We start from the raw sequence: 8734 nt of genomic DNA, 5'->3' as shown, positions 1-8734 counted from the left end.
CTGACCAGCACCGACGGTGCGGCGGCGAGCTGGCGGTCGGTGGCCGTGACGGCCTCGGCGAGCTGCCGCCGCAGCTCGACGGCCCGCTTCTGCGGCCCGTCCGGCAACCGCAGTGCGGCCAGCTCGGTGCGGGCGCGTTCGATCCGGTGCTGCTGGGTGCCTGCGAACGACCGCGCGCGCTTCCACATCCGGCGCAGCACGAAGGCGAGCACCACCACGGCGACGAGCAGGATCCCGCCCACGACGGCGAGCGCCACGGGGTTCATCAGCAGGACCTCGAGGACCTCGTCCGAGTCGAACTCACTCACGGGTCCAGGATACGGACCATCCGGACAGGAGCCGCATGAGTGACGAGCTGAACCTCGCCCCCTGGACGGGGCCCTGGTCCGCGGACGACCCGGACGCGACGTTCAAGGCCGAGGTCGCCGACTACAACCGGCTCGACCCCCTGCACACCCTGCGCGGCCTCTCCGCGCACACCGGCATCCCCGTCGGCGGGCTGGCCCGCTACGTCCTCGCCCGGTTCGCGACGACGGGTTCGGGCGGGCTCCTCGAGCTGGGCCCGGCGATGGTCGAACGGCTCCGCGAGCCCGTCCGACGGGCGGAGGCGGCGGGCACGGACGAGACCCGGCTGGCCGCCTACCGCGAGCTCGCGGGGATGCTGTCCTGGCTGGCGGTCCCGCTCGACGACCCCACCGTCTACCCGGATGGGTAACACCGTGACGTAACACGGGGGCACCACCGGCGTCATCGGCCCGACATGAGGCAGGATGGTTCGACGTGGCGGACCGCACTCGGAACTCCCTGGCCCGGCTCGGGCTGACCGAGCCCTGGGCCGAGGACACGTTGCGCGAGCTGGGCTGGTGGGCGGGCGACCGGCCGGTCGAGGGTGCGGAGCACGTCATGTGGGCCCTCGCCAGGGCCCCCGATCCCGACCTCGCGCTCCGTCAGGTCGAGCGGCTCGCCAAGGCCGCGGCGGACTGGAAGACCGTGGACGGCGAGCTGCGCACCGACGTCGGACTGCGCGGGCGGCTGTTCGCGCTGCTCGGGGCCTCGACGGCGCTCGGCGACCACCTGATCGCCCACCCGGACCGCTGGTCCCTGCTCGCGGACACGCCGGACCGCGCGGACCCGCCGCCGGACGTCGTGCAGCGCACGAACCGCCTGCTCCGCGCCGTCGGGGCCGATCCCGAGGCCGAGCGGCCGCGCGCGCAGCTCACCGGGTCCGCCGCCGTCACCACCCTGCGCACGGCCTACCGGGACGAGCTGGTCGGGCTCGCCGGGGCCGACCTGGCCGCGGTGGGGGAGCAGTCCCTGCCGGTCATGGAGGTGGACGAGGTCGCCGCCCAGCTCGCCGACCTGGCCGCCGCCGCGATCCGCGCCGCGCTGGCGATCGCGACCGAGGAGATCGACCCGGACCCGGACACCCGGCTCGCCGTGATCGGGATGGGCAAGTGCGGCGGGCACGAGCTCAACTACGTCTCCGACGTCGACGTGATCTTCGTCGGCGAGGGCGACCTCCCGGTCGCGACGAAGCTGGCGAGCCGGGTCATGCGGATCGCGGGCGAGGCCTGCTTCGAGGTCGACGCCAACCTGCGCCCGGAGGGGCGGCAGGGCGCGCTCGTCCGCACCCTCGACGGGCACGTCACGTACTACAGGCGCTGGGCGAAGACCTGGGAGTTCCAGGCCCTGCTCAAGGCCCGGCCGATCGCCGGGGACGCCGAGCTCGGCGCGGCGTACGCCGAGGCCGTCGCCCCGATGGTGTGGAGCGCGGCCGGTCGGGACGACTTCGTGTCGGACGTGCAGGCCATGCGCCGCCGGGTCGTCGAGCACATCCGGCCCGACCACGCCGACCGCGAGCTGAAGCTCGGCCGCGGGGGCCTGCGAGACGTCGAGTTCGCCGTGCAGCTGCTGCAGCTCGTGCACGGCCGCGCGGACGAGTCGCTGCGCTCGCCGTCGACCCTGGAGGCCCTCGCGGCCCTGGCGGACGGCGGGTACGTCGGCCGGGACGACGGCGCCAACCTCGCCGCCTCCTACCGCTTCCTGCGGCTGCTCGAACACCGCCTCCAGCTGCACCGGATGCGCCGCACCCACCTGCTCCCGGCCCGGGACGACACCGACGCGCTGCGCAGGCTCGCCCGGGCGGCGCGGATGCGCCCGGACGGGCGGCACGACGTCGTCGGCGTCCTGATGGCCGAGTGGCAGCGCAACGCGCTGCGGGTCCGCAGGCTGCACGAGAAGCTCTTCTACCGTCCCCTGCTGCAGACGGTGTCGCGGATGCCCGCGGCCGCCACGCGGCTGTCCGAGAAGGCCGCGGCGGCGCGGCTCAAGGCGCTGGGCTGGGCATCGCCGGAGGGTGCCCTCGGGCACCTGCGCGCGCTGACCGGCGGGGTCTCGCGGGCCGCGTCGATCCAGCAGACCCTGCTCCCCGTCCTGCTCGACGAGCTGGCCGCCACCCCCGACCCGGACCGCGGCCTGCTGGCCTACCGGCAGGTGTCCGAGGCGCTGGCCACCACCCCGTGGTACCTGCGGCTGCTGCGCGACGAGGGGCAGGTCGCCGACCGGCTGATGTACCTGCTGGGCACGTCCGCGCTGGTCCCGGACCTGCTGGTGCGGGCCCCGGAGATCCTGCGGGTGCTCGTCACGCCGTCGCCCGGGCAGCCGGACGAGCTGACCCGCGACCCCGCCGCCGTCGGGCAGCAGCTGCTGGCCGCGGTGGCGCGCCAGCCGGACCTGACCTCCGCGGTGGCCAGCGCACGGTCCATGCGGCGCCACGAGATGCTGCGGGTGGCGTGCGCGGACCTGCTCGGAAAGCTGTCGGTCGCCGAGGTGTGCGAGGCGCTGTCCACGGTCTGGATCGCCGTGCTGCGGGCCACGCTGGCCGCCGCGGTCAAGGACGTGGCAGGGGACGGGCCGGTGCGCGCGCGGATCGCCGTGATCGGGATGGGCAGGCTCGGCGGGGCGGAGCTGGCGTACTCCTCCGACGCGGACGTGCTCTTCGTGTGCGAGCCCGCCGCGCCGGAGGTGACGGACGGCGAGGCCGTCAGGTTCGCGACGTCGGTGGTCGAGATCGTGCGACGACGGTTGGGTGCGCCGAGCCCCGATCCCGCCCTGGTCGTCGACGCGGACCTGCGCCCCGAGGGCCGCTCCGGCCCGCTGGTGCGCACCCTGAAGTCCTACCGCGACTACTACGCACGCTGGTCGGAGGCCTGGGAGGCCCAGGCGCTGCTGCGGGCGCGGCCCGTGGCGGGGGACCCGGAGCTGGGGCGGGCGTTCGTCGAGGTGATCGACCCGGTCCGGTACCCGGCCGACGGGCTCCCGCCCGAGGCGGTGATGGAGATCCGCCGGATCAAGGCGCGGGTGGACGACGAGCGGCTCCCGCGCGGCGCGGACCGCACCACCCACACGAAGCTGGGGCACGGGGGGCTCGCGGACGTCGAGTGGACGGTGCAGCTGCTGCAGCTGCAGCATGCGGGGGACCTCCCGGAGCTGCGCACGACGTCCACCCTGGACGGTCTGCGGGAGGCCGCCGAGGCCGGCCTGATCTCGGCCTCCGACGCCGCGGAGCTGCGGGCGGGCTGGGAGCTCGCCACCCGCGCGCGCAACGCGATCATGCTGGTCAAGGGCAAGCCGGGGGACCAGCTGCCGCGCTCGGGCCGGGAGCTGGCCGCGATCGCCACGGCCCTGGGCTACCCGCCCGACGGCGACCCCGGCCAGTTCCTCGACGACTACCGCCGCACCACCCGCCGCGCCCGCGCGGTGGTGGAGACCGCCTTCTACGGCTGGGAGCAGTAGCGGCCCTCAGCAGTTGCAGTCGCAGGAACAGCAGTCGCAGTCCGAGCAGCAGTCGCAGCAGCCGCAGCTGATGTCGGTGCAGTCGCAGATCCCGTCGCAGGTCTCGTTGCGGCACCAGCCCTCGACCGGCTCGCCGGTCCACGGGTGCGGGAAGGTGTCGGCGCAGCACATCGTGGCGGGCAACGACACGGTCGCCCCGGCGGCGGGACACGCCGCGCAGATCGCCGCGGCCTGCGCCGGTCCCCGCTGGGTCCGCACGCTGCCGAAGGCGGGCCACACGGGCTTCCTCGCGGGCATCCACTGGTCGGACCTGCTGCTCTCCGGCGGCCCCAACGGCAAGACCCGCCGCATCACCCGATCCCTGGTCACCGCGTTCCTCCTGAAGGAGCTGTGCGACGAGGACCGGGTCGACGACCTGGTCGACGGCAAGGTCCCCGGCACGACCGTCGAACAGCTCACCCCCTGACCCGCGAGTCCCCCACTCTCGACGCGCGAGTCGGACAGGTGAGCGCACGAGTCGGACATCGTCTCCGCGAGTCGCTCTCAGGGTCGGTGAGCCGCCTTCTGAGAGTCCGCGGGCCGCTCGGCACTCCTCGGGCGAGGAGCGGCCGACGTTCACGATCGCGAACAAGACGACCGAACCGGGCCGCGTCCAGCGGCCACCGCGCGACGATCCCGTCGTGCAACCGGATCTCCGTCTCGATCCCGAGGGGCTCGACGCCGCCGCCGTCCGCGCCGCGATGTTGGCGGCGGATCTCGAGGTGCTGGCTCGGCACGCCGGACAGTCACTCGTCCTCGACGACCTGCCGGAGGCTCTCGCCGCAGCACGGACGATCCTCGGCGAGGCCGCGGTCGTCCTCCGCCGCACGGCGGTGGGTCTGGGCGACGCCGACCGCGCGGCCGCCCGAGGGTTCGCGGACCCGCCCCGGTGAGGCACCCGGCGAGCCCGGACGCCCTGGCCCAGCACCTCGTCGAAGCGGCCGAGGAAGCGGCTCGGATCAGCCGGATGGTCGCGGACAGCTGGTGGGACGAGCGGGGCCGCGAGATGGCGGCGGGGATCGCCCGGGTCGGTCACGAGCTCGACCTCCAGGCCCAGCGCGCCGCCCGAGCGGCGGAGGAGGTCGCAGCCCTGATCGCCGGTGCGGGTGGGGTCGTGTCCCCCGCCCCTCGACCGCTGCCCGGGATCAGCGGTCGTCGAGAGAGCGAGGAGCGCGGTGTGCGACTGCCGCTGCTGAACGACGGGTCGACCGACGTTCCGAACGCCTGACACGCGCACCCCGACGCTGCGACTCGTTGCTCCTGCAGGGACGACTCGCGCACCCTTCAGAGGACGACGGGCACGACTGCCAGGTGCGACACCCACCCTCACGCGACGCGCCGGCTCCAGCCCCCGATTCGGGGAGGCCCGTGTCCGACTCGCGCGTCGAGAGTGGGGGACTCGCGGACGACCCGTGTCCGACTCGCGCGTCGAGAGTGGGGGACTCGCGGGGGCTCGCGCCGGGACGCCTGGTCGCGGGACTCAGGCGGTGGCTACTACCGCCGCGATCCGGGTGGCCAGGGTGTCGGCCGAGTCCTGGGTGGGGGCTTCCACCATCACCCGGACCAGCTGCTCGGTGCCGGAGGGGCGGAGGAGGACTCGGCCGGTGTCGCCCAGCTCCCGTTCCGCCTCGGCCACCGCCGCCGCGACCGCGGGCGAGGCCGCGACCGCCTCCTTGTCCGCGACCCGCACGTTCTGCAGGACCTGCGGCAGCACCGTGACCACGCCCGCCAGCTCGGCCAGCGACCGACCGGTCTGCGCCATCCGCGCCATCACCCGCAGGGCCGTGAGCAGCCCGTCCCCGGTCGTGGCGTACCGCGGCAGCACGACGTGCCCGGACTGCTCTCCCCCCAGGCTGAACCCGTGCTCGCGGAGATCCTCGAGCACGTACCGGTCCCCGACGGCGGTGGTGCGCACGGTGATCCCGGCACCCCGCATCGCCAGGTGCAGCCCCAGGTTGCTCATCACGGTCGCGACCAGGGTGTCCTCGACCAGCTCTCCCGAGTCCCGCATGGCCAGCGCCAACACGGCCATCAGCTGGTCGCCGTCCACCACGCGACCGTCGGCGTCCACGGCGAGGCAGCGGTCCGCGTCCCCGTCGTGTGCGATGCCGAGATGCGCGCGCTCGCGGACCACGGCCGCCTGCAGCGGATCCATGTGGGTCGAGCCGACGCCCGCGTTGATGTTGAGCCCGTCGGGCGAGGCGTGGAGGGCCACGACGTCGGCGCCCGCCTTCGCGTAGGCGACGGGCGCGGCCTCGGAGGCGGCCCCGTGCGCACAGTCCACGACCACACGGATGCCCGACAGCGAACCGGGCGTGGCGGCGAGGAGGTGGGCGACGTACCGCTCCACCGCGTCCGGCAGCTCCCGGACGCGCCCGACCCCGGCACCCGTGGGGCGCGGGGCGGTCGAGTCGAGACCTCGCTCGATCTCGCTCTCCAGCGAGTCCGGCAGCTTCTGCCCGCCCGCGGCGAAGAGCTTGATGCCGTTGTCCGGCATCGCGTTGTGCGAGGCGGAGATCATCACGCCGAGGTCCGCACCCAGCGCCTCGACGAGATGCGCGACGGCCGGGGTGGGCAGCACGCCGAGCCGGACCGCGTCGGCACCCGCCGAGGTGAGCCCGGCCAGGACCGCGGCCTCCAGCATCTCGCCGCTCGCCCGTGGATCACGGCCCACCAGGGCGACCGGGCGGTGCGCGTCACCCGCCGCCGCGTGGGCGACGAGGACCCGGACGGCCGAGGCGGAAACGGCGACGGCGAGCTCCGGGGTGAGGAGCTCGCCGTTGGCCAGGCCTCGGACGCCGTCGGTTCCGAAGAGTCGACGCATCCGACGTGCGGTCAGCGCTTCGAGTACTGGGGCGCCTTACGGGCCTTCTTGAGGCCGTACTTCTTGCGCTCGGTGGCGCGGGCGTCCCGGGTGAGGAAGCCGGCCTTCTTGAGCGGCGGGCGGTCCTCGGAGTCGACCTCGATCAGCGCGCGGGCGATGGCGAGGCGCAGCGCACCGGCCTGGCCGGAGGTGCCGCCGCCGTGCAGGTTCGCGAAGATGTCGAAGCGCTCGGTCTTCTCGACCGTGACCAGCGGCTCCTTGATGAGCTGCTGGTGGAGCTTGTTCGGGAAGTAGTCCTCGAGGGACTTCCCGTTCAGCTGGAACTGGCCCGAGCCCGCGATGAGACGGACGCGGACGACGGCCTCCTTGCGGCGGCCGACCGTCTGGATCGGGCGGTCGGAGACGAGCGGGGCCTCGACGGCGAACTCGTCCGCCGCGACCTCGGTCTCGTCGCCCGCCTCGGCGTTGTCGAACGCGGCGGCGTCGCCGATGGTGTAGTCGAGCGGCTCGGCGGCCGCAGCGCTGTCCTCGGAGGTGTAGACCTCCTGGTCGGCGGACTCGGGGGTGCTCACGCTCTGTCCCTCTTCGGTGCTCTCGGGGTTGGTCACTGCGCGACCTGCTTGATCTCGAACGGCTGCGGCTGCTGCGCCGTGTGCGGGTGCGACGGGCCGGCGTAGACCTTGAGCTTCTTCGACATCGCCCGGCCGAGGCGGTTCTTCGGCAGCATCCCCTTGATGGCCTTCTCGACCAGCCGGTCCGGGTGCGTGTCGATCATCTCGCCGACCGAGCGCTGCTTGAGGCCGCCCGGGAAGCCGGAGTGCCGGTAGACGAACTTGTCGTCCCGCTTCTTGCCGGAGACGGCGATCTTCTCCGCGTTGACGATGACGACGAAGTCGCCGGTGTCCATGTGCGGGGCGTAGGTCGGCTTGTGCTTGCCGCGCAGCAGAGTCGCGGCGTGGGTGGCCAGGCGACCGAGCACCACGTCGGTGGCGTCGATCACGTGCCAGGCACGGGTGATCTCACCGGGCTTGGGGCTGTACGTGGGCACGGGTCTACCTCGTCGTTCTCGGGCTCGGGAGCTGCCTCGAAGTCAGTCTCTCTGTCTCGTGCGGCGGAGCGGACGCCGACCGACCGTCCGAAGACAGCGGTACGGGTCTCCACCCGTCGCACAACGAACAGTCAGGGTACCCGTCGCCCGGAAGGGAGGTCAAAACGCCCCCTCGGCACCACGGAAGCCCTGCTCACTGGAGGGTACGCGCCCCCGTCCGGGGCGTGACGCCCGGGTGGCCCCGCCGCGACGGCGGGGCCACCGACCTCAGGCCCAGCGACGGGCGTTGGCCTGCTCGACCTGCCGGTATCCCTCGTTGGCCTGCCCCAGCGCACCACCGATCCGGGCGAGGACGGCGGCGAGGTCGGCCGCCGCAGCGTCCCACTGCCGCTGCCGGGCGGCGTAGTCGGTCGCGGCCTGCCCCTCCCAGGTGCCGACGAGCGGGGCGAGCTCGCGCTTGAGGTCGTCCAGCCTGCCCGCGATCCGGGCGGCGGTGCCCGCGACGGCGGTCTGCGCGGCGGCGAGCTCGCCGAAGGTGACCCTGATCTCCCCCACGGCGCTCAGCCCAGCGCCGCGCGGATCGCGGACAGCCCGGCGGAGCCGTCCTCCTCGACCCGCTGGTAGCTCACCCCGGACCCGACGATCGCCTCGCCGATCCCCCGCAGCGCGGCGGAGAGCGCCCTGGCGTCGGCGTCCCACCGGGCCATCAGCCCCGAGAACGCGACCGCGGCCTCGCCCCGCCACGCCCCCGCGAGCGGCGCGAGCTGCCCACGCAGCGCCGCGAGCTCGGACTGGACCTGCTCGTCCGTGGCGAGGACCTGGCGCCCCGCGCGGGCCATCTCCTCCGTCGTCGTGCCGAAACCGCTGGTCATGGCTCCTCCTCTGGTCGGTGTCGGCGAGCCTGGCAGCGTCCGGCGCGCGCCGGGGTGGAACGGGGGAACCGTTCGCGATCGCGAATCAGGCGGGCCCGACGGACTCCCGGACGAGCGCGCAGGCGGCGTCGACCCGGGCGGACCCGCCCGGTGGGT

Annotated in this window: 11 protein-coding genes; 5 read left to right on the top strand and 6 right to left on the bottom strand. The window is 74.2% G+C overall.

Annotated features, from left to right (window positions below; genetic code table 11):
* Positions 1 to 308, bottom strand: a 308-nt coding sequence (locus H5J29_RS12275) for a hypothetical protein (protein ID WP_181781065.1), incomplete at its 3' end; no start/stop codon positions are given.
* A 35-nt stretch (positions 309 to 343) separates the two neighbouring features.
* On the opposite strand from H5J29_RS12275, the gene H5J29_RS12270 reads away from it, so the two are divergent.
* The 5 genes from H5J29_RS12270 to H5J29_RS12250 all read left to right on the top strand — a co-directional run bounded on the left by H5J29_RS12270 (position 344) and on the right by H5J29_RS12250 (position 5062).
* Complete coding sequence (locus H5J29_RS12270; protein ID WP_181781064.1) at positions 344 to 715, top strand: DUF6027 family protein; 372 nt, start codon at positions 344 to 346, stop codon at positions 713 to 715.
* Between the two features lie 65 nt (positions 716 to 780).
* Entirely contained in the window at positions 781 to 3795 is a 3015-nt protein-coding gene (locus tag H5J29_RS12265; protein WP_181781063.1) for a bifunctional [glutamine synthetase] adenylyltransferase/[glutamine synthetase]-adenylyl-L-tyrosine phosphorylase, read from the top strand.
* 13 nt (positions 3796 to 3808) lie between these two features.
* Entirely contained in the window at positions 3809 to 4261 is a 453-nt protein-coding gene (locus H5J29_RS12260; protein WP_181781062.1) for a hypothetical protein, read from the top strand.
* Positions 4262 to 4475: 214 nt separating this feature from the next.
* Positions 4476 to 4727: a hypothetical protein gene (locus H5J29_RS12255; protein ID WP_181781061.1), complete on the top strand. Its 252-nt coding sequence runs from the start codon at positions 4476 to 4478 to the stop codon at positions 4725 to 4727.
* Positions 4724 to 5062: a hypothetical protein gene (locus tag H5J29_RS12250; protein ID WP_181781060.1), complete on the top strand. Its 339-nt coding sequence runs from the start codon at positions 4724 to 4726 to the stop codon at positions 5060 to 5062. The genes H5J29_RS12255 and H5J29_RS12250 overlap by 4 nt, the downstream gene beginning before the upstream one ends.
* Before the next feature lie 252 nt (positions 5063 to 5314).
* On the opposite strand, the gene glmM is transcribed toward H5J29_RS12250, so the two are convergent.
* The 5 genes from glmM to H5J29_RS12225 form a co-directional block, all read right to left on the bottom strand.
* Positions 5315 to 6658 (bottom strand): phosphoglucosamine mutase, encoded by a 1344-nt coding sequence (gene glmM / locus H5J29_RS12245; protein ID WP_181781059.1) that lies wholly within the window; start codon positions 6656 to 6658, stop codon positions 5315 to 5317.
* Between the two features lie 11 nt (positions 6659 to 6669).
* Positions 6670 to 7230 (bottom strand): 30S ribosomal protein S9, encoded by a 561-nt coding sequence (gene rpsI, locus H5J29_RS12240; RefSeq protein ID WP_312858179.1) that lies wholly within the window; start codon positions 7228 to 7230, stop codon positions 6670 to 6672.
* A 32-nt stretch (positions 7231 to 7262) separates the two neighbouring features.
* On the bottom strand, positions 7263 to 7706 hold the full coding sequence (rplM, locus tag H5J29_RS12235) for a 50S ribosomal protein L13 (protein WP_181781058.1): 444 nt from the start codon (positions 7704 to 7706) through the stop codon (positions 7263 to 7265).
* Positions 7707 to 7973: 267 nt separating this feature from the next.
* Entirely contained in the window at positions 7974 to 8261 is a 288-nt protein-coding gene (locus tag H5J29_RS12230; protein WP_181781057.1) for a WXG100 family type VII secretion target, read from the bottom strand.
* Positions 8262 to 8266: 5 nt separating this feature from the next.
* On the bottom strand, positions 8267 to 8578 hold the full coding sequence (locus H5J29_RS12225; protein ID WP_181781056.1) for a WXG100 family type VII secretion target: 312 nt from the start codon (positions 8576 to 8578) through the stop codon (positions 8267 to 8269).
* Positions 8579 to 8734: the final 156 nt, after the last annotated feature.

Source organism: Pseudonocardia pini (assembly GCF_013870575.1).
Lineage (GTDB): Bacteria > Actinomycetota > Actinomycetes > Mycobacteriales > Pseudonocardiaceae > Pseudonocardia > Pseudonocardia pini.
Note: the sequence above shows the minus strand (reverse complement) of the source record. Positions and strands in the feature narration are given on the sequence as shown.